The sequence below is a fragment of the Klenkia taihuensis genome (assembly GCF_900112525.1).
GTDB classification, from domain to species: Bacteria; Actinomycetota; Actinomycetes; order Mycobacteriales; family Geodermatophilaceae; genus Klenkia; species Klenkia taihuensis.
Map to the genome: position 1 here is coordinate 288,254 of NZ_FOMD01000002.1, position 19,308 is coordinate 307,561.

20 protein-coding genes are annotated in these 19,308 nt (G+C 75.4%); 8 read left to right on the forward strand and 12 right to left on the reverse strand.

Features of this window, described 5'->3' with window-relative positions; translation table 11 throughout:
• Positions 1 to 3 precede the first annotated feature (3 nt).
• The 6 genes from BM158_RS09295 to BM158_RS09320 form a co-directional block, all read right to left on the reverse strand.
• The gene (locus BM158_RS09295) at positions 4 to 807 is read right to left on the reverse strand and encodes a thioesterase family protein (protein ID WP_091557036.1); all 804 of its coding nucleotides are present in this window, start codon (positions 805 to 807) and stop codon (positions 4 to 6) included.
• Between the two features lie 4 nt (positions 808 to 811).
• Positions 812 to 1,378, reverse strand: coding sequence for an RNA 2',3'-cyclic phosphodiesterase (gene thpR, locus BM158_RS09300; RefSeq protein ID WP_091558629.1), 567 nt, complete (start codon positions 1,376 to 1,378; stop codon positions 812 to 814).
• The gene (locus BM158_RS21495; protein ID WP_131802006.1) at positions 1,375 to 1,857 is read right to left on the reverse strand and encodes a hypothetical protein; all 483 of its coding nucleotides are present in this window, start codon (positions 1,855 to 1,857) and stop codon (positions 1,375 to 1,377) included. Before BM158_RS21495 ends, thpR begins: the two co-directional genes overlap by 4 nt.
• A 44-nt stretch (positions 1,858 to 1,901) precedes the next feature.
• Entirely contained in the window at positions 1,902 to 3,245 is a 1,344-nt protein-coding gene (locus tag BM158_RS09310) for an MFS transporter (RefSeq protein WP_091557043.1), read from the reverse strand.
• Between the two features lie 69 nt (positions 3,246 to 3,314).
• Positions 3,315 to 3,749 (reverse strand): MarR family winged helix-turn-helix transcriptional regulator, encoded by a 435-nt coding sequence (locus tag BM158_RS09315; protein ID WP_091557047.1) that lies wholly within the window; start codon positions 3,747 to 3,749, stop codon positions 3,315 to 3,317.
• 58 nt (positions 3,750 to 3,807) lie between these two features.
• Positions 3,808 to 5,301: an NCS2 family permease gene (locus BM158_RS09320; RefSeq protein ID WP_229827729.1), complete on the reverse strand. Its 1,494-nt coding sequence runs from the start codon at positions 5,299 to 5,301 to the stop codon at positions 3,808 to 3,810.
• A gap of 58 nt (positions 5,302 to 5,359) precedes the next feature.
• Between BM158_RS09320 and BM158_RS09325 the strand changes: the two genes are divergently transcribed.
• Entirely contained in the window at positions 5,360 to 5,569 is a 210-nt protein-coding gene (locus BM158_RS09325; RefSeq protein WP_091557050.1) for a DUF2530 domain-containing protein, read from the forward strand.
• 309 nt (positions 5,570 to 5,878) lie between these two features.
• Here BM158_RS09325 and BM158_RS09330 read toward each other — a convergent pair whose 3' ends face one another.
• Positions 5,879 to 6,679 (reverse strand): DUF3027 domain-containing protein, encoded by an 801-nt coding sequence (locus tag BM158_RS09330; protein WP_229827728.1) that lies wholly within the window; start codon positions 6,677 to 6,679, stop codon positions 5,879 to 5,881.
• 141 nt (positions 6,680 to 6,820) lie between these two features.
• Between BM158_RS09330 and BM158_RS09335 the strand changes: the two genes are divergently transcribed.
• Both BM158_RS09335 and BM158_RS09340 read left to right on the forward strand, forming a co-directional pair.
• Positions 6,821 to 8,374 (forward strand): MFS transporter, encoded by a 1,554-nt coding sequence (locus BM158_RS09335; protein WP_229827727.1) that lies wholly within the window; start codon positions 6,821 to 6,823, stop codon positions 8,372 to 8,374.
• Complete coding sequence (locus tag BM158_RS09340) at positions 8,371 to 8,871, forward strand: DUF2771 family protein (protein WP_091557054.1); 501 nt, start codon at positions 8,371 to 8,373, stop codon at positions 8,869 to 8,871. Before BM158_RS09335 ends, BM158_RS09340 begins: the two co-directional genes overlap by 4 nt.
• Here BM158_RS09340 and BM158_RS22960 read toward each other — a convergent pair.
• A complete protein-coding gene (locus BM158_RS22960; RefSeq protein WP_091557057.1) occupies positions 8,868 to 9,251 on the reverse strand; it encodes a cold-shock protein in 384 nt (127 codons plus the stop codon). The two genes, BM158_RS09340 and BM158_RS22960, sit on opposite strands and share 4 nt — an antisense overlap.
• Before the next feature lie 133 nt (positions 9,252 to 9,384).
• Here BM158_RS22960 and BM158_RS09350 point away from each other — a divergent pair, with 133 nt between their 5' ends.
• Entirely contained in the window at positions 9,385 to 9,705 is a 321-nt protein-coding gene (locus BM158_RS09350; RefSeq protein ID WP_091057530.1) for a hypothetical protein, read from the forward strand.
• 3 nt (positions 9,706 to 9,708) lie between these two features.
• Here the strand turns inward: BM158_RS09350 and BM158_RS09355 are convergent, their stop codons facing one another.
• Positions 9,709 to 11,355, reverse strand: a complete 1,647-nt coding sequence (locus BM158_RS09355) for an AMP-binding protein (RefSeq protein ID WP_091557061.1) — start codon at positions 11,353 to 11,355, stop codon at positions 9,709 to 9,711.
• The gene (locus BM158_RS09360) at positions 11,352 to 11,579 is read right to left on the reverse strand and encodes a hypothetical protein (RefSeq protein WP_091557065.1); all 228 of its coding nucleotides are present in this window, start codon (positions 11,577 to 11,579) and stop codon (positions 11,352 to 11,354) included. The genes BM158_RS09355 and BM158_RS09360 overlap by 4 nt, the downstream gene beginning before the upstream one ends.
• A 142-nt stretch (positions 11,580 to 11,721) precedes the next feature.
• On the opposite strand from BM158_RS09360, the gene BM158_RS09365 reads away from it, so the two are divergent.
• Complete coding sequence (locus BM158_RS09365) at positions 11,722 to 12,945, forward strand: MFS transporter (RefSeq protein WP_091557068.1); 1,224 nt, start codon at positions 11,722 to 11,724, stop codon at positions 12,943 to 12,945.
• Here the strand turns inward: BM158_RS09365 and BM158_RS09370 are convergent.
• The gene (locus BM158_RS09370; RefSeq protein WP_091557072.1) at positions 12,942 to 13,436 is read right to left on the reverse strand and encodes a hypothetical protein; all 495 of its coding nucleotides are present in this window, start codon (positions 13,434 to 13,436) and stop codon (positions 12,942 to 12,944) included. The two genes, BM158_RS09365 and BM158_RS09370, sit on opposite strands and share 4 nt — an antisense overlap.
• Positions 13,437 to 13,479: 43 nt before the next feature.
• Between BM158_RS09370 and BM158_RS09375 the strand changes: the two genes are divergently transcribed.
• A complete protein-coding gene (locus tag BM158_RS09375; protein WP_091557075.1) occupies positions 13,480 to 15,714 on the forward strand; it encodes a helicase C-terminal domain-containing protein in 2,235 nt (744 codons plus the stop codon).
• 108 nt (positions 15,715 to 15,822) lie between these two features.
• Here the strand turns inward: BM158_RS09375 and BM158_RS09380 are convergent, their stop codons facing one another.
• The gene (locus BM158_RS09380) at positions 15,823 to 16,128 is read right to left on the reverse strand and encodes a hypothetical protein (RefSeq protein WP_091557078.1); all 306 of its coding nucleotides are present in this window, start codon (positions 16,126 to 16,128) and stop codon (positions 15,823 to 15,825) included.
• Positions 16,129 to 16,235: 107 nt separating this feature from the next.
• Here BM158_RS09380 and BM158_RS09385 point away from each other — a divergent pair, with 107 nt between their 5' ends.
• Positions 16,236 to 17,519 (forward strand): SAM-dependent methyltransferase, encoded by a 1,284-nt coding sequence (locus tag BM158_RS09385; protein ID WP_091557082.1) that lies wholly within the window; start codon positions 16,236 to 16,238, stop codon positions 17,517 to 17,519.
• A gap of 66 nt (positions 17,520 to 17,585) precedes the next feature.
• The gene (locus tag BM158_RS09390; RefSeq protein ID WP_091557086.1) at positions 17,586 to 19,271 is read left to right on the forward strand and encodes a DNA repair helicase XPB; all 1,686 of its coding nucleotides are present in this window, start codon (positions 17,586 to 17,588) and stop codon (positions 19,269 to 19,271) included.
• Positions 19,272 to 19,308 lie beyond the last annotated feature (37 nt).

A 19,308-nucleotide genomic window follows, 5' to 3' on the forward strand; every position in this document is an offset into this window, starting at 1 on the left:
GGCTCAGCGCGGGGTGCGGGCGAGCTGACGGGACTGCGCCACCAAGCGGCCGGTCGAGTCCCACACCCGGTAGTCCTCGTCCACCCAGCCGTCGGAGACCTCGTTGCCGCGGGCCTCGACCAGGCACCAGCCCGGCGCCGGCAGCGCCCGCACCAGGGTCTGCAGCTGCACGGTCGGGGCCCAGCCCGTGCGGCCGGTGGCCCATGAGCTCGGCGGCAGCACGTCGGTGAAGGCGACCAGACCCAGCGGGTCGGGCTCCCGGCCGTCGGTGAAGCGCACCCAGGCCCGCACCACCGGTTCGGTGGAGGGCTGGCCGAGCACCCACCCGGCGGTCAGCGGGTCCAGCCGGGTCTCCATCTGCCGCGAGATGCCGGGCACGGTCAGCCCGGGCGGGGCCAGGTGGGCGTTCTCGGCGACGGAGAAGCAGTCCTCGACCGGGGTGGCGGCCGGCGGCGGCACGGCGTGCTCGGCGGGGACGTCGTGCAGGGTCCCCGTCGTCCACTGCACCGGGACGGCGGGGCCGCCGGCGTCCCCGAGCACCGCCGATCCGTGCTGCAGCGTCCGGCCGGCCGGGCCGGCGGTGACCGAGACGGTGGCCGGGCCGGGCGACGGCGCGCGCAGGTAGGACGCCGACAGGGCCACCGGGTGGGCGTGCGGGGACACCTCGACCGCGGCCCGGGCGACCACCGCGAGCAGGTAGCCGCCGTTGACCACTCCCCCGCCGACGTCCCAGCCGGCGTCGAGCTCGGCGGTGAACCCGCCCTCGGCGGGGGTCAGCGCGGTGGCGGCGTCGAAGCTCTGCGGCACGGGGTCAGCGTGCCACCGGGCCGGACCCGCCCAGCGGCCACCCGGCCAACCGCTCGTACCGGGTGCCGGGGCGGCTGCGCCACAGCACCAGGGCGGCCGGCCGCCACGGCGGGCCGTGCGGGCCGGGCAGCCGGTCGGGCAGCGGAGTGGCCGCCGTCCCCGACCCGGGCCAGCGCCCGAGGGTGAGGTGCGGGAGGAACGGCCGGTCCTCGACCGGGACACCGGCGTGCCGCGCGGCGGCGGCGACCCGGCCGGCCAGCGCGCCGAGCACGTCGACGTCGCCGCCGACGCCGGCCCACAGCACCCGCGGGCGCCGGCCGAAGGTGCCCGCGCCGGTCAGCTGCAGGGTGGCCGGCGGGGCGCCGGCGGCCACCGGGCCCAGCGCGCCGAGCAGGCCGGCCACCCGTGCACCGGGCACCTCCCCGAGGAAGGCGAGCGTGATGTGCAGGTCGGCGGGGTCCGACCAGCGCGGTGCCCCCGGGTCGTCGCGGACGCCGTCCACGGCCGCGGTGAGCGCCCGCACGACCGCCGGGGGCGGCGCGACGCCGGTGAACAGCCGCCCTGCGCTCAGCCGCGGTCCCGGGGGTCGCTGACCACCAGGCCGGCGTCGGCGAGCGCGGCCGCCAGCCGCAGCCGCTCGACCTCGCGGTCCTCGCCGGGCGCGGCGTCGCGCAGCCGGTGCGGCACCTCGAGCGCCCCCGCGGCCTCGACCAGCACGTCGTCGTAGGCGGCGAGCACACCGGCCCGGTGGGCGGCCGAGCCGGTGGCCACCAGCGACAGCTCGCGGCGCAGCCGGCGCAGGTCGGCCGCGACGGCCTGCACCGCCCGGCGGTCGGGGGCCACCGGGGGCGCCCCGAGCGGGGCCCGGTCGGTGTCGGGCCGCCGGGCCGGACGGCGCACCCGCCGGCGGTCGGTGCGGCGGCGCCGCGGCAACCGGGCCTGGCCGGTGAACAGCCGCAGCGAGAGGTCCATCAGCCAGACCATCGCGAGCACCATGGCCAGCACGAGCGCCAGCTGCACCGGCCAGGGGACGGCGGGCTCCGGCGACATGCCCGCACGGTAGGTCACCGGTGACCGCGCCCACAATCGCGGGCTCAGCGGCGCGGCCCGGCCGCCGTCCCCGGGGCCTCGCCGGCGGCCTCCTCGACGACCGCGGCGGCCTGCGGCGCGGCGGGGACGGCGACCGGCGGGTCGACGTGCAGACGCACGCTCGGCGGGACCACGTGCGCCTCCAGCCGGACGTGGCGGCCGCGGGAGAGCACCGCGCCGACCACGACGGCGGCGACCAGCACCACCAGGCCGCTGGACACCAGGCCCCACCGCGCGCCCAGGTGCGACGACACCCAGCCGACCACCGGCGCCCCGACCGGGGTGCCGCCCATGAAGCACATGAAGTACAGCGCCAGGATCCGGCCGCGCATCTGCGGCTCGACGCCCAGCTGCACGAAGCTGTTGCAGGCCACGCTGAACACCAGGCCGGCCGCACCGCAGGGCACCAGCAGCAGCCCGTAGGCCCACACGGTCGGCATCAGCCCGCTGACCACGGTGATCGCGCCGAAGACGCCCGCGGCCACGACGAGGAAGCGCTGCAGCGGGCGGGAGTCGCGGCGGGTGGAGACCAGCGCGCCGGTCAGCGAGCCCACGGCGAAGGCGGTGGAGAGCAGGCCGAAGGACCCGGCCCCCAGCCCGAAGACCTCGGTGGCCATGAGCGCGACGGTGATCTGGGAGTTGAACCCGAAGGTGCCGACGACGAAGGCCAGCAGCATCGCCAGCTGCAGGTCCGGGTGGTCGCGGGTGTAGGTCAGCGCGGCCCGCAGCTGACCCCGGGCGCGGGCGACGGGGGCGCTGCGCTGCAGCTCCCCGTCGCGCATCAGGGCCAGCGCGGCGATGGTGGCGGCGAAGCTGGCGGCGTTGACGAAGAACGCCGGGGCCGTGTTGCCGCCGGAGACCGCGATCAGCCCGCCGGCGACGGCCGGGCCGACGAGCCGGGCACCGTTGAACACGGTGGAGTTCAGGCTCACCGCGTTGCCGAGGTAGGCCGGGCCGACCATCTCCGACACGAAGGACTGCCGGGCGGGGGTGTCCAGGGAGCTGACCGCGCCCAGGAGCAGGGCGAGGGCGAACACGTGCCACAGGGCGATCACCCCGGTGGCGACGAGCACGGCGAGGGCGAGGGCGAGCAGGCCGAGGACGGTCTGGGTGACCATCAGCATCCGGCGCTTGTCGTAGCGGTCGGCCAGCAGACCGCCGTAGAAGCTGAGCAGCAGGGTGGGGGCGAACTGCAGGGCGGTGACCACACCGAGCGCGGTGCCGGAGCCGCCGGAGAGCTGCAGCACCAGCCAGTCCTGGCCGATGCGCTGCATCCACGTGCCGGTCAGCGAGACCAGGTTGGCGCTGACGTAGATCCGGAAGTTGTGCACCGACAGGGCGCGGAACATCCCCGCGCGCCGTGGTGCGCTGGTCTCGCCGGTGCTCGTGCGGTCAGGCGTGTGCGGTCGCCTCCTGGCTCACCCTCCGGCGAGCTCGTCCATGATGCGGGCGGCCTCCCGCAGGGTCGCCCGGTCCTCGGGCGGGAGGGCGTGCAGCTTCCCCGACAGCCACGCCTCGCGGGCGCGCGCCTCCTCGGTGAGGAGGGCCTCGGCGGCCGGGGTGAGGTCGATGATCACCTGGCGCCGGTCGGTGGGGTGCGGGGTCCGGGTGACCAGGCCCTTGCCCTCCAGCGCCACCACGACCCGGGTCATGGACGGCGGCTGCACGCGCTCGTGGCCGGCCAGCTCACCCGGGCTCATCGCGCCGTGCCGCTTGAGCGTGGACAGCGCGGCCAGGTGGGTGAGCGTCACCGACGTGTCGACGCGCTGGTTGCGCAGCCGCCGGGAGAACCGCATGACCGCCAGCCGCAGGTCGTGCGCGAGGGCGGCGGTGTCCAGCGTCGTCCGCGCCACGTGTCACCTCATCGAGAAATAGTTAGCCGGGCTCAACGTACCAGCCCGGCCGGGCAGCTCAGAGCAGCTGCTGCACGGGCTCGATCGCGAAGTAGACCACGAACAGCACGCCGACGACCCACATCAGCGCGTGCACCCGCCGCGCCCGCCCGGTGGCGGCCATGAGCACCACGTAGCTGATGACGCCGGCGCCGATGCCGTTGGTGATCGAGTAGGTGAAGGGCATCAGCGCGATGGTGAGGAAGGCCGGGATGGCCAGCGCCAGGTCGTCCCAGTGCAGGTTCTTGACCTGGGCGATGAGGATCGCGCCGACGATGACCAGGATCGGCGAGGCCGCCTCGGAGGGGACGACGTCCACCAGCGGGGAGAACAGCGTGGCCACCAGGAACAGCGCACCGGTCACGACGCTGGCCAGGCCCGTGCGGGCGCCGTCGGCGACCCCGGCGGTGGACTCCACGTAGGTGGTGTTGGAGGAGACGCTGGCCGCACCGCCGGCCGCGGCGGCCAGCGAGTCGACCAGCAGCACCGGCTGGGAGCGCGGCAGGTTCTTGTCCTCGTCGAGCAGGTCGGCCTCGGCGCCGACCGCGGTGACCGAGCCGACGGTGTCGAAGAAGTCGGCGAGCATGAGCGCGAAGACGATGAGCAGCGCGGCGACGACGCCGATCCGGGAGAACCCGCCGAACAGCGAGAACTGGCCGATCTGGGAGAAGTCGGGCAGCCCGACGACCTGGTCGGGCAGCGTGGGCACCTGCAGCGCCCAGCCCTTGGGGTTGACCGAGCCGTCGGCGAGGAAGGTGGGGCCGACCTGGGCGATCGCCTCGACCACGACGGCGACGACGGTGGTCACGACCAGGCCGATGAGCAGCGCACCGCGCACCTTGCGGACGACGAGGACGGCGGTGAGCAGCAGGCCGATGACGAAGACCAGCTGCGGCCAGCTGGCCAGGCTGCCGTCGATGCCGAAGGTGATGGGCACGGTGCCGGTCTGCGCGCGGCGGACGAAGCCGGAGTCGACCAGGCCGATGAGGGCGATGAAGAAGCCGATGCCGACGGCGATGGCGGTCTTGAGCTGGTCGGGGATGGCCTCGAAGACGGCCTTGCGGAAGCCGGTCATCACCAGCACGGTGATCAACAGTCCCTCGAGGACGACCAGGCCCATGATCTCGGGCCAGGACATCTGGGTGGCCGCGTAGGCGGCGACCACGGCGTTGATGCCCAGCCCGGCGGCCAGGGCGAAGGGGTACCGGCCGACGATGCCCATGACGATGGTCAGCACCCCGGCGACCAGCGCGGTGACCGCGGCGACGGAGCCGAAGTCGAGGGTGTTCCCGTCGACGTCGGCGCCGGACAGGATGATCGGGTTGAGCACCACGATGTAGGCCATCGTGAAGAACGTGACCACCCCGCCGCGCACCTCCCGGCCCACGGTGGAGCGCCGGGCGGTGATGGAGAAGTAGCGGTCCAGCCCGTTGCGGGGCTTCATCTGCGGCCCGGCGCTGCGGCGCTTGGCGCTGCTGGGGGCGGCGTCGGTGGTCTCGGTGTCGTCCGGCACGGCGACAGGGTGCCACGCACAACCGGTTCTGAGGTCGCGCTCTGGTTACAGTCGCGGCGTGCCCGCCCCGACCCGCCCCTCCCCTCCCCCGCTGCGGGTGGAGACGCGCCGCGTGGTGCTGGTCGGCATGGTGCTGTGGGCCGTCGCCCTGGTGGTCGTGCTGCTCCTCGGCGACCGGGTCGACCGCGTCTGGACCTGGACCTGCGTCTGCGGCCTCGTCCTCGCCGCCGGCGGCCTCGGCATCATGCGCTGGCAGAAGCAGGGCTAGCCGCGGTCCCCGCACCATGTGACTCGGCGTGGGGTCCGACCCTGACGACCCAGCAACGAGTCACATCGGGCGCCCTCCACCTCGGCCCACCGCCGAGAACGCGGTTCCCGTTGCCACGCGGCACCCGAGAACCCCACGAACCCCGATCCCGGTGGCCAGGCGGACGCCCCTACGGCTGACCACCCCGAGCGCAACGAGCGGGCGCCGACGACGGGTGGCCCGCAGGGTCACCCGTAGGAGTCGCAGGGAGGGCTCAGCGCACCGCGCCCAGCCGGGGCGGCCGCGGTGGGAGCGCGCAGCGCGACGGTCCTACAGGTCGTCGTAGGTGTCGGTGTTGTACAGCGGCGTCAGCTGGATCTCCGACGTGTCGACGGTGACCAGGTTGGCCTCGCTGTGCGCGCCGCAGCCGTGGTCGGTGGTGACGACGTGGCCGTCGGCGGGGGCGTACTCGTTGGCGCAGACGCCGAGCTCGAGGCGGACGGAGCCGGCCAGCGGCATGAGGAAGGCGCAGTCGCCGCAGGTGCCGGGGGCGTGCCGGGCCATGGCGGAGCCGGGGCCGAACTCGCCGCCGCGGAAGCGGGCGAGGGCGCCGCGGCGGCCCTCGACGGAGAGCACGCGCTCGCGGCCGATGCCGATCTCCTGGGCGACGACCATGCCGGCGGGGTCGGCGGCCGCGTCGTCGTCGGCGAGGTAGGCGGGGACCAGGCGGGGGTCGTCCTCGGTGACGGGGAGGACGTCGCCGACGGAGAGATCGCCGGGGCGGATGCGCTCGTGCCAGGGCACCCAGGCGGGGGCGAGCAGGGCGGTGTCGCCGGGCAGCAGCACGACCTCGTCGACGGTGACGTGCTCGTCGCCGGGGACGTGGGCGAGGGTGACGGCCCAGTGCCAGCCGGCGTAGCCGGGCAGGGCGGCGGCGAAGGTGTGGGTGAGGACCTCGCCGAGCACGCCCTGGTCGGGGACGGCCTCGCGGGCGGTGCCCAGGTGCTCGCCGACCTCCTCGGCGGCACCGGCGACCTCGACCGCTGCGGCCCGGGCGGTCTCCACGGCGGCGGTCAGCACGTCGGAGGGGGGCGGCACGGGGCTGGGCGCGGTGGGCAGGTGCTCGGACACGCCCTCCATGGTGCCCCACGACGGTGCGGGCCGGTGGGGCCGCGACCCCGGCCGGGTGAGGTCCGCGGTGGCGGGCACCGGGTGCGGCACCATGGGGCGCGTGAGCGGACGCGTGGGCTGGGCCGTCCGCGGGGGGCAGCGGTGATCCGGCCGCGCCGCCGCTGGGGCCGGCCCTCGCGGGTCGACCGGCCGGGTGCCGGGGCGCGGCGCACCCCGACGCGACCGATGCAGCTGCCCGGCGACGACTCCCCGACGGTGGTGGACCCGGTCGCGCCGACCGGTCCGCAGACCTGGCGCCCGCCGGCACCCGAGCCGGCGGCGGCACCGCCGTCCCCGGGCCTGGGCGCGCGCCCGCCGAAGGTGACCGTGACCCGGGTGGCGGCGCGCCGGTCGCGGGAGCTGACGGTGGCGGCGGTGCGGCGGGTGAACGCGGCCAGCCGGGCCGACGGCGCCGGGGACAGCGGCCTGGCGCACGTGCTGTGGGTCAACGCGCTGCACACCGCCGGCGACGCGATGATCGCGGTCTCGCTGGCGGGCACGCTGTTCTTCGCCGCGTCCACCGACGCCCAGCGCGGCAACGTGGCGCTGTACCTGCTGGTCACGATGGCGCCGTTCGCGGTGGTCGCGCCGCTGCTGGGTCCGCTGCTGGACCGGCTGCAGCGCGGCCGCCGCTGGGCGATGGCCGCGAGCCTGGTCGGCCGGGCGGTGCTGGCGCTGGTGATGGCGGCGAACTTCGACGGCCTCTGGCTGTACCCGGCGGCGCTGGGGGCGCTGGTGCTGTCCAAGGCGCACAACGTGCTGCGGGCCGCGGTCATCCCCCGGGTGGTCCCGCCGGCGATGTCGCTGACCAGCGCGAATGCCCGCACGTCGGTGTTCGGGCTGGTCACCGCGGGCGTGTTCGGCGGCGTCGGCGCCGGCATCGCGGCGTCGGCCGGGTTCCCGCCGCTGCTGTGGGCGACCGCCGCGGTGTTCACCGCGGCCGGGGTGCTGGCGCTGCGGCTGCCGCAGCACGTCGACGTCCCCGCGGGCGAGGAGGCCAGCGACCTGCTGACCACCACGATGGAGATCCCGGTGCCCGGTCGCCGGGGCCGGCCGCGGGTCGCCGCGTCGGTGGTGGACGCGCTGCGCAGCGCCTCGCTGCTGCGGGTGCTGGGCGGCTTCCTGACCATCTACGCGGCGTTCCTGGTGCAGGCCGAGGTGCCCGGCGGCTGGGAGCGGACGCTGGCGCTGGGCGCGATCGCGGGTGCGGCCGGGGTGGGCAGCTTCCTGGGGACGGCGATCGGCTCCCGCCTGCACCGGGCCACGCCCGACACCCTGGTGCTGTGGTCCACGGTGGCGGCGGTGCTGAGCGCGGTGGCCGCCGCGGTCTTCTTCTCCGTGACCCTGGTCGCCGTGACCGCGGGGGTGGCCGCGCTGGCCGCGGGCCTGGGCAAGGTGTCGCTGGACGCGATCATCCAGCGCGACGTCCCCGGCGCCCAGCACGCCTCGGCCTTCGCCCGCTCGGAGACGCTGCTGCAGCTGGCCTGGGTGCTCGGCGGCGGGCTGGGGATCGCGCTGCCGGCGACGCTGCCGACCCTGGCGTTCGGCGTCACCTCCGGGTTGCTGGTGGTGGCCACAGGTCTGGTTGCCTGGCTGGGGCACCACCGCCGTCCCGCCCGGGGCCGCGGTCGGACGACGGGGTGGGAGCGGGCATGACCAGGGTGGCGACGACGGCGGCCGGCGGGGCCGCCGTCCTGGCGCTGGTGGCCGGGTGCGGCGCCGGCGGGAGCAGCGGCGCCGCCGAGCAGGGCGGGCCGCCGCCCACGGTGCGGGTGCAGAGCGGCGGCCAGGACGTCACGGTGCAGCCCTCGCAGTACTGCCTGGACGGCACCGGCGAGCGCTACGCCGGCACGCCGCCGGTCATCGAGGTGCAGCCGGACTCCACCATCTCGCTGACCGTCCCGGACGCGGTGGCCCGGCAGGGCTGGAGCGTGCAGGTCTACGACGACCAGCTGCAGGACCTGCTGGGCGAGGTCGACGTCCCCGAGGACACCCCGACCTTCACCGGCATCAACAGCTCCGACGCCGTCCCGGCCGCCTACTACCTGGTGGTCGTCGAGGACTCCGACGACAGCGCGTGCAGCGGGCTGTCGGGGGCGTGGCCGGTCGGCTTCATCCGCTCCGGCGAGGAACCCGCAGCCCCCAGCAGCTAGCCCTCCAGGTCGGTGGCCACCGCCCGCAGCACGGCGGCGACCTTCGCCGCGGCCTGCCGGTCGGGGTGCCGGCCGTGCCGCAGGCCGTTGCCGACGCCGTCGAGCAGACGGATGAGGTCCTCGATGATCGGGACCAGGTCGTCGGGCTTCTTGCGGGTGCCGGCGACCGCCGAGGGCAGCGGATCGAGGACGGTCACCTGCAGCGCCTGGTCACCGCGGCGGCCGGCGACGATGCCGTACTCCACGCGCTGGCCGGGCTTGAGCTCGGTGGTGCCGGCGGGCAACGCGTCCTTGTGCACGAACACGTCGGGTCCACCCTCCTGGGAGAGGAAGCCGAAGCCCTTCTCCGGGTTGAACCACTTCACCTTGCCGCTGGGCACGTCGATCCCTCGCTCCACCTCGGAGGCGGCCCGGCCGGGTCGCCGCGACCCAGGCTAGCCGCTGCGGGGCCGGTGGGCGCCCGTGTTACCGGCGGGTAGGCCGGGCCCGGCGCGGGATGCGACGATGCCCGCCATGGCTGCCCGCAACGCTGCGTCCCGCGTCGTCACCTCGATCGCCGCCGCCGTGCGGCTGGTCTCCTCGGTCGTCGGCGGGCTCATCGTGCTGTACGCGGTGTTCGTGCTCTTCGAGGCCAACCCGGCCAACCCGATCGTCGAGTTCACCGCCGGGGTGCGCGACGACCTGGGCGCCTTCACCCGCGACCTGTTCACCCCCGAGGACCCGAAGATCGCCGAGACGGTGAACGCGCTGATCGCCGCCATCGTGTGGGTGGTGGTGGGCAACCTGCTGTCCAAGGTCATCACCCGGCTGGCCCCCCGCACGAAGGCGGGCTGACCGTCAGGCGGTGGCGACCTCGGCCGGGCCGAGCTCCTCGGTGGACACCTGCCGCATCTCGACCTTGCGCACCTTGCCGGTGACCGTCATCGGGAAGCCGTCGACGACCTTGACGTAGCGGGGCACCTTGTAGTGCGCCAGCTTGCCGGTGCAGAACTCCCGGAGCGCCTCGGCGGTGAGCTCGGGGGCGCCGGCGCGCAGCTGCACCCAGGCCATCAGCTCCTCGCCGTACTTGGTGTCGGGCACCCCGATGACCTGCACGTCGGCGATGTCGGGGTGCCCGTACAGGAACTCCTCGACCTCGCGCGGGTACACGTTCTCCCCGCCGCGGATGACCATGTCCTTGATCCGGCCGACGATGTTGAGGTAGCCCTCGGCGTCCATCACGGCGAGGTCGCCGGTGTGCATCCACCGGGCGGCGTCGATGACCTCGGCGGTCTTCTCCGGGGCGTCCCAGTAGCCGAGCATCACCGAGTAGCCGCGGGTGCACAGCTCGCCCGGCGTCCCGCGGGGCACGGTCAGCCCGGTCTCGGGGTCGACGACCTTGCTCTCCAGGTGCGGGTGGGTGCGCCCGACGGTCGAGGTGCGGCGGTCCAGGTCGTCGTCGGCGCCGGTCTGGGTGGAGACCGGGGAGGTCTCGGTCATGCCGTAGCAGATGGTCACCTCGGCCATGCCCATCTCGTCGACCACGCGCTTCATGACCTCCACCGGGCACGGCGAGCCGGCCATGATGCCGGTGCGCAGGCTGGACAGGTCGTAGGAGGCGAAGTCGGGCAGCGCCAGCTCGGCGATGAACATCGTCGGGACGCCGTACAGCGAGGTGCACTTCTCGTCCTGCACCGCCTGCAGGGTCAGCGCCGGGTCGAACCCGGGCGCCGGGATGACCATCGTCGAGCCGTGCGAGGTGGCCCCGATGTTGCCCATGCCCATGCCGAAGCAGTGGTAGTAGGGCACCGGGATGCACACCCGGTCGGCCTCGGTGTAGCCGCAGCCCTCGCCGACGAAGAACCCGTTGTTGAGCAGGTTGTGGTGGGTGAGCGTGGCGCCCTTCGGGAAGCCCGTCGTCCCGGAGGTGTACTGGATGTTGATCGGGTCGTCGGCGCTCAGCTCGGCCTCGCGCTCGGCCAGGAACCCGCGGTCGGCGGCCCGGCCGGTGTCCATCAGCTGCTGCCACTCCGGGTCGCCGAGGAAGAGCACCTCGCGCAGCGCCGGGCACTCGTCCCGGACCTCGGCCACCATCGCGCGGTAGTCGCTGGTCTTGAACGCAGGTGCCGCGACCAGCACCGAGATGCCGGCCTGCTGCAGCACGTAGGACAGCTCGTGGGTGCGGTAGGCCGGGTTGATGTTGACCAGGACGACGCCGAGCTTGGCGGTGCCGTACTGCACGAACACCCACTCGGCGCAGTTGGGCGCCCAGATGCCGACCCGCTCGCCCTTGGCCACGCCGAGGGCGTGCAGGCCGAGGGCGAAGGCGTCGACGTCGGCCACCAGCTGCGGGTAGGTCCAGCGGCGGCCGGTGGCGCACTCGACGAGCGCCTCGTGCTCGCCGACCCGCGCTGCCGTCCGGTCCAGGTTGGCCCCGATGGTGTCGCCCAGCAGGGGGACCGTCGAGGTCCCGCTGGTGTAGGACGGCAGCGCGGGGGCGGTCATGCCCGCTCTTCGGGACGCAGCTGGACGCCGGCCCGGTTCGGCTTGTCGGTGGGGTGGGCGTAGCGCAGCCGCTCGACCGGCAGGGGGAAGGAGTGGTCCTCGCCGAAGGGCGACAGCGAGCCGGTCATCTCGCTGATCAGCTCGGTCAGCGGCGGGCCGCCGTCGGTCGACTGGCCCCAGGTGGGCTCGACCAGGTGGGCCGTCTTCGGGTTCTTCTTGGCCATGGCGCACTCCTGCCGTCGTGGCCGGCCTCCCGCCGGCGCTCGGGCCCATCGTCCCGCATCCAACCGCGCCCCCCGGCACCCACGCCAGCCCGGCCGCAACCTGCGTGCGACGTGGCCCGCACCCGCCTAGGGTCACCTCCCCGTGGGCCGCATCGTGGAGACCGTGGTGCCGGCCCGGCTGGGCACCGGCTTCCGCTGGCTGCTGGCCTCCTCCTGGACGTCGAACCTGGGCGACGGCATCGCGCTGGCCGCCGGCCCCCTGCTGGTCGCCTCGCTGACCCGTGACCCGTTCCTGGTGTCGCTGGCCGCCGGCGTGCAGTGGCTGCCGCCGCTGCTGTTCGGCCTGGTCGCCGGCGCCGTCACCGACCGGGTGGACCGGCGGCTGCTGGTGGTGCTGGTCGACCTGCTGCGGGCCGGGGTGCTCGCCGTCCTCACCCTGGCGGTGGCCACCGACCTGGTCACCATCGGTGCGCTGCTGGGCGCGCTGTTCGTGCTGGGCACCGCGGAGGTGTTCGCCGACAACGCCTCGCAGACCCTGCTGCCCACCCTGGTGCACCGCGACGACCTGGCGGTCGGCAACGCCCGGATGACCACCGGGTTCGTCACGGTCAACCAGCTCGCCGGGCCGCCGCTCGGCGCGGCGCTGTTCACCGTCGGCGCGGCGTGGGCGTTCGGCGCGGTCGCCGTGCTGGTGGCCCTGGGCGCGGTGCTGGTGTCGCGGATCGTGCTGCCGCCGGCCGAGCCCGTGCAGCGCCGCCCGGTGCACCACGAGATCGCCGAGGGCTTCCGGTGGGTGGTGCACCACGCCGCCGTCCGCACGCTGGTGCTCACGATCTTCGTGTTCAACGTGACCTTCGGGGCCGCCTGGTCGGTGCTGGTCCTCTACGCCACCCAGCGGCTCGGGCTCGGCGAGGTCGGCTTCGGGCTGGTGACCACCGCGCAGGCGGTGGGCGGCATCGCCGGCATCGCGGCCTACGGCTGGATCACCCGGCGGGTCAGCCTGGGCAACCTGATGCGGGTCGGGCTGGTCGTGGAGACCCTGACCCACCTGGCGCTGGCCCTGACCACCAGCCCGTGGGTGGCCATGCCGGTGTTCGTGGTCTTCGGCGCGCACGCCTTCGTCTGGGGGACGACGTCGGTCACCGTGCGGCAGCGCGCCGTGCCCCGGCACCTGCAGGGCCGGGTGGGCAGCGTGAACCTGGTCGGCACGTTCGGCGGGCTGGTCATCGGCTCGGGCGTGGGCGGGGTGGTCGCCCAGCAGACGTCGGTGACCGGGCCGTTCTGGTTCGCCTTCGCCGGGTCGGCGGTGTTCGTGGTGCTCATCTGGGGCCAGCTGCGGCACGTGGCCCACGCCGACGCCGACTAGGGCCGGCGGGCCCCGTAGAGGGTGCCGGCGCCGTCGGCGGTGAGCACCCAGCGGTCGCGGCCGACCTCGGCCACCTGCACCTCGCGCTCGTCCAGGCGCTGCACGGCGCGGGTGCGCCAGATCGTGGTCGACTGCAGCCGCAGGTCGACGTCCCCCTCGGGGGTGGCGACCCGCAGCGTGGCCGGGCCGGCGATGCGCAGCGCGCCGGCCCGCCAGGGCGAGGTGGCCAGCGCACGGGTCCAGCGGGTCACCCGCAGCAGCGACCCGGCCCCGGCGACCAGCGCGGCGACGCCGCCCAGCACCAGCGCGACGACCGCGAGGCCGGCGAAGGGCAGCCGGGTGCCGCCGTCGGACGCCGCCTGCACCGTGGCGACGCCGAGCAGCACCGCCAGCACCAGCGCCACCGCTCCCCCGGCCAGCCAGCGCACCGCGCCCGCCCGGGTGGCGGCCAGCGCGGCGCGGGTCTGCGGGTCGTCGAGGGCGCCGGGCACGCACGCGATGCTGTCATCCCGCCCGCGTCGTAGCGTGGAGCGGATGTCCACGACCGAGGGTGCCGCGGCCCCCGCCACGCTCGCCGCCTGGCTGCGCACCCGCACCGACGAGCAGCTGGGCACCCTGCTGGCGCTGCGGCCCGACGTCGCCCGCCCCGCCCCGTCCGACGTCGTCGGCCTGGCCACCCGGCTGGCGGTGCCGGTGTCGGTGGACCGCGCCCTCGACGAGCTCGACGCCGGCACGCTGCAGGTGCTCGACGTCGTCCTGCTCGCACCCGGCGACGGGCTGACCCGCGGTGAGCTGACCGCGGCACTGCCCGGCGCCCCGGTGGACGAGGCGGTCACGCTGCTCACCGACCGCGCCCTGCTGTGGGGCGACGACGTGCTGCACGCCCCCGAACCGGTCCGCCGCGCCGTCCGCTACCCGGCCGGGCTGGGGCGCCCGCGCACGCCCCCGCCGTCGGACGTCGAGGGCGACCTGGCCGAGGTGGACGACGACGAGCGCGCCGTGCTGGAGGCCCTCGCCGGGGAGAACCCGCTGGGCCGGTTGCCCGTGGACAACGCGGGCAGCGCCCCCGACAGCCCGGCCCGCCGCCTGCTGCGCCGCGGGCTGCTGACCCGGGTGGACGCCGCCAACGTCGAGCTGCCCCGCCAGTACGGCCTGGCGCTGCGCGGCGACCAGCCCTACGGGCCGGTGCGCCGCCGTCCCGAGCCGCCGACCGAGCACCGGGACCCGGCCGTGGTCGACCGCCGGGCCGCCGGCGCGGCGCTGGAGACCGTCGGGCGGGTCGGCGAGCTGCTGGCCGCGCTCGAGGAGGACCCGGCGGGCCTGCTGCGCAGCGGCGGCATGGCCATCCGCGACCAGAAGCGGCTGGCGAGGACCCTGGGCGTGGACGAGGGCGCGGCGGGCTTCTTCGTCGAGGTCGCGCACGCCGCGGGGCTGCTCGACCTGGGCGGGCCGCACCGCGACGAGTGGCTGCCCAGCCGGGAGTCCGACGCCTGGCGCGAGCAGCCGCTCCCCGAGCGGTGGGCGGTGCTGGCGGCGGGCTGGCTGGACTCGATGCGGGTGATCTCGCTGGTCGGCCAGCGCGACCTGGCCGGCAAGGCGGTCAACGTGCTCTCCCCCGACGTCGTCCGGCACACCGTGCCGGCGGTCCGGCGCACCCTGCTGGCGACCCTCGGCGACCTCGGGCCCGGTCTCGGCCTGGCCACCGACGACCTGCTGGCGCTGCTGCGGTGGCAGAGCCCGCGGCGGGCCGACCGGTTCGTGCTGGTGCCCGCCCTGGTCGGGGAGGCCGAGCAGCTGGGGGTCGTGGTCGGCGGCCGGCTGTCCGCCGGCGGCCGCGGGCTGCTGACCGGGGGCGAGGAGGGCGCCGCGACGGGCATGCGCGGCCTGCTGCCCGACCCGGTCGACCACGTGCTCGCCCAGCCCGACCTCTCCCTGGTCGCGCCCGGCCCGCTGGTCGCCGAGCTCGCCCGCACCCTGGCCGTGGTGGCCGACGTCGAGTCCTCGGGCGGGGCCACGGTGTTCCGGGTGACCGACGGCAGCGTGCGGCGCGCCCTGGACTCCGGCTGGTCGGCCGCCGAGTTGCACGACTTCTTCGCCCGCGCCTCGCGCACCCCGGTGCCGCAGGCGCTGGACTACCTGGTCGACGACGTCGCCCGCCAGCACGGCCGGTTGCGGGTCGGGGCGATCGAGGCCTACGTGCGCAGCGACGACCACGGGCTGCTGTCGCAGGTGCTCTCGGACAGGCGCACCGCGGGGGCGGAGCTGCGCCGGCTGGCACCGGGCGTGCTGGTGAGCGGGCTGCCGGCCGACGAGGTGCTCGAGGTGCTGCGCGCCGCGGGCTACGCGCCCGCCGGGGAGTCGGCCGGCGGCGCCGTCCTCACCCGGCCGGCCGGGCGGCCCCGGGCCACCGCGCGGCCGGGCAGCCGACCCCCGGCCGGGCCGCGCCCGCTCGGGCCCGACGAGGTCGAGGCCACGGTGCGGGAGATCCGCGCCGGGGACGCCGCGCTGGCCGCCCGCCGCACCGACCCGGCCCGCCAGGTCCCGGGCGTGACGACGGCGAGCACGCTGGAGCTGCTGTCTCGGGCGGTGCGCGAGCAGCTGCCGGTCTGGCTGGGCTACGTCGACGCGCAGGGCTCCGGCAGCCGGCGCACGGTGCAGCCGATGACCCTGGGCGGGGGCTTCCTGTCCGGGTTCGACGAGGGCAAGGGCGAGCAGCGCACCTTCGCCGTCCACCGGATCACCTCGGTCGACCTGGTCGACGAGGCCTGACCCCTCGCGGCCGGGGGTCGCCCGGCATCCCGGACCCACCGCCCACCGCCCACCGCGCACCGCGCGGCCACCGTCGGGGATGTGCGGGCGGCCGGGCCGGCCGGCGGCTCAGGCGGCGCCGCCGCCGCTGCCCGCGACCGGGTGCGCCACCGCGACGACCACGACGCAGGCCAGACCCAGCGCCGCCACCGCGGCGTCCCGGCGCCTGCCCGCGCGGAGCAGCCGGACCAGCGTGACGACCCCGAGCAGCGCGGCCCAGCCCAGCACCACCCAGCCGACCAGCCACAGGGGTACCGAGATCCGCTCCTCGGTCGTCGAGGTGGTACCCACGACGTCGGCCACGGAGAGGGCCAGGGCCGCCAGCACCGCCAGGACGACGGTGGCGAGGGCGGCGCGGGACCGGGCGCGGAGCACGGCCGGACGGTAGCCAGCACCGACCCGCCGGGTCCACCCTGGAACAAGCGGGGCAGCGACCGGCTTGAGCACGTAGTTGGTCGAGGCAACGAATGTGGCGGTGAGTCATGGCGCAGGGACGGACGGTCGCGGACCGGTTGGCGACGGTGCTGGGGACGGTGCTCGGCAGCGAGCGGTTGCCGGTGCGGCTGCGCGGGTGGGACGGGTCGCTGGCCGGGCCGCCCGGGGCGCCGGCGGTCGCCGTCCGGGGCCGCCGGGCACTGCGCCGGCTGCTCTGGTCCCCCGGCCAGCTCGGCCTGGGCCGGGCCTACGTCTCCGGTGACATCGACATCGAGGACGACGTCTTCGACACCTTCGCCGCGCTCAGCTCCACCGGCCGGCTGTCCGAGACCGGCCCGATGCGGCCGCTGTCGGTGGCCGAGCGGCTGGCCCTGCTGCGCACCGTCGCCGGCCTGGGCGGGCTGGGCCGCGACCCCGAGCCACCGGCCGAGGAAGCCGACCTCGGCGGGCACGGGCTGCGGCACAGCCGACGGAGGGACGCCGCCGCCATCGCCCACCACTACGACGTGGGCAACGACTTCTACGAGCTCGTCCTGGGTCCCTCGATGGTCTACAGCTGCGCGGTGTGGGAGTCCCCCGACACCGGGCTGGACGCCGCGCAGGAGGCCAAGCTCGACCTGGTGTGCCGCAAGCTCGGGCTCACCGACGGCTCACGCCTGCTGGACGTCGGCTGCGGCTGGGGATCCATGGCCATCCACGCCGCCGGCCGGTACGGCGCGACCGTCGTCGGCATCACCATCTCCGAGGAGCAGGCCACGCTGGCCCGCAAGCGGGTCGCGGAGGCCGGGCTCACCGACCGGGTCGAGATCCGGGTGCAGGACTACCGCGAGGTCGACGACGGCCCCTTCGACGCGATCAGCTCGATCGGCATGGCCGAGCACGTGGGCCGGGCACGGCTGGGCGACTACGTGGACCGGCTGGTCGGGCTGCTGCGCCCGGGCGGCCGGCTGCTCAACCACGCGATCGCCTGGAACGCCGGGGAGACCAGCTGGGACGAGGACACCTTCATCGCCCGCTACGTCTTCCCCGACGGGGAGCTGCTGCCGCTGGGGTCGATGGTCGCCGCGATCGAGGCCGGTGGCCTGGAGGTCGTGGACGTCGAGGCGCTGCGCCGGCACTACGCGCTCACCCTGCGCGCCTGGGTGCGCAACCTCGAGGCCTCCTGGGACGACGCGGTGGCGGCCAGCACCGAGGGCCGGGCCCGGGTCTGGCGGCTCTACATGGCCGCCTGCGCGCTGGCCTTCGAGTCCGGGGCGATGGGCGTGGACCAGGTGCTGGCGGTCAAGCCGGGCGGCGAGCAGCCCCCGCTGCGCCGCACCGCCTGGGTCTGACCTGCGCGGGAAGCTCCTGTCGCTGCCCGCGGTTACCGTCGTGATGGCCCTACGCGGAGGAGACACGTGAGCGACGGACCCCTGATCGTGCAGTCGGACAAGACCCTGCTGCTCGAGGTCGACCACCCGCAGAGCAAGGAGTGCCGGGCCGCGATCGCCCCCTTCGCCGAGCTCGAGCGCAGCCCCGAGCACGTGCACACCTACCGGGTCACCCCGCTGGCGCTGTGGAACGCCCGCGCCGCCGGGCACGACGCCGAGCAGGTCGTCGACGCGCTGGTGCGCTACAGCCGCTACCCGGTGCCGCACGCGCTGCTGGTCGACGTCGCCGACACGATGGACCGCTTCGGCCGCCTCACGCTGTCCAACAACCCGGTGCACGGGCTGGTGCTCACCACCACCGACCGGGCCGTGCTCACCGAGGTCTCGCGCAGCAAGAAGGTCGCCCCGATGCTGGGCGCCCGCATCGACGACGACACGATCGCCGTGCACCCCTCCGAGCGGGGCCGGCTCAAGCAGGCGCTGCTCAAGGTGGGCTGGCCCGCCGAGGACCTCGCCGGCTACGTCGACGGGCAGGCGCACCCGATCGCCCTCGACCAGGCCGACTGGCACCTGCGCGACTACCAGCAGGCCGCCGTCGACGGGTTCTGGGCCGGCGGGTCCGGCGTCGTCGTGCTGCCCTGCGGGGCCGGCAAGACCCTGGTCGGGGCCGCGGCGATGGCCGAGGCCAAGGCCACCACGCTCATCCTGGTCACCAACACCGTCGCCGGCCGGCAGTGGAAGCGCGAGCTGATCGCCCGCACCACGCTGACCGAGGACGAGATCGGCGAGTACTCGGGCGAGCGCAAGGAGATCCGCCCGGTCACCATCGCCACCTACCAGGTGATCACCACCCGCCGGAAGGGCGAGTACCGGCACCTGGACCTCTTCGACGCCCAGGACTGGGGCCTGATCGTCTACGACGAGGTGCACCTGCTGCCCGCGCCGATCTTCCGGCTCACCGCCGACCTGCAGTCCCGCCGCCGGCTGGGGCTCACCGCCACGCTGGTGCGCGAGGACGGCCGGGAGGACGACGTGTTCTCCCTCATCGGCCCCAAGCGGTACGACGCCCCGTGGCGCGACATCGAGGCGCAGGGCTACATCGCCCCCGCGGAGTGCATCGAGGTGCGGGTGTCCCTCGACGACGAGGAGCGGATGACCTACGCGGTCGCCGAGCCCGAGGAGCGCTACCGCATCGCGGCCACCGCGCACTCCAAGCTGCCGGTCATCCGCAGGGTGCTCGACCGGCACCCCGACGAGCAGAAGCTGGTCATCGGCGCCTACCTCGACCAGCTCGAGGAGCTCGGTGCGGCGCTCGACGCCCCGGTCATCCAGGGCTCCACCACCAACCGGGAGCGCGAGAAGCTGTTCGACGCGTTCCGCTCCGGGGAGATCCGCACGCTGGTGGTCTCCAAGGTCGCGAACTTCTCCATCGACCTGCCCGAGGCCGCCGTCGCCGTCCAGGTGTCGGGCACGTTCGGGTCGCGGCAGGAGGAGGCGCAGCGGCTGGGCCGGGTGCTCCGCCCCAAGGCCGACGGCCGGCAGGCGCACTTCTACACGGTGGTCAGCCGGGACACCCTCGACAGCGAGTACGCCGCCCACCGGCAGCGCTTCCTCGCCGAGCAGGGCTACGCGTACACGATCGTCGACGCCGCCGACCTGGCCGGCCGGGGCGAGGTCAACGGCCCCGACTGGGTGGACGACGCCACCGACTGAGCCCGCTCCCGGCGGCGAGTGCACGACTGCGGTGGTC

Excerpts from the sequence above, each read along its gene's own strand:
- BM158_RS09385 (WP_091557082.1), top strand. The coding sequence starts at position 16,236 with ATGGCGCAGGGACGGACGGTCGCGGACCGGTTGGCGACGGTGCTGGGG.
- BM158_RS09310 (WP_091557043.1), bottom strand. The coding sequence starts at position 3,245 with ATGTTCCGCGCCCTGTCGGTGCACAACTTCCGGATCTACGTCAGCGCC.
- BM158_RS09355 (WP_091557061.1), bottom strand. The coding sequence starts at position 11,355 with ATGACCGCCCCCGCGCTGCCGTCCTACACCAGCGGGACCTCGACGGTC.
- BM158_RS09340 (WP_091557054.1), top strand. The coding sequence starts at position 8,371 with ATGACCAGGGTGGCGACGACGGCGGCCGGCGGGGCCGCCGTCCTGGCG.
- BM158_RS09375 (WP_091557075.1), top strand. The coding sequence starts at position 13,480 with ATGTCCACGACCGAGGGTGCCGCGGCCCCCGCCACGCTCGCCGCCTGG.
- BM158_RS09350 (WP_091057530.1), top strand. The coding sequence starts at position 9,385 with ATGGCTGCCCGCAACGCTGCGTCCCGCGTCGTCACCTCGATCGCCGCC.
- BM158_RS09360 (WP_091557065.1), bottom strand. The coding sequence starts at position 11,579 with ATGGCCAAGAAGAACCCGAAGACGGCCCACCTGGTCGAGCCCACCTGG.
- BM158_RS21495 (WP_131802006.1), bottom strand. The coding sequence starts at position 1,857 with ATGTCGCCGGAGCCCGCCGTCCCCTGGCCGGTGCAGCTGGCGCTCGTG.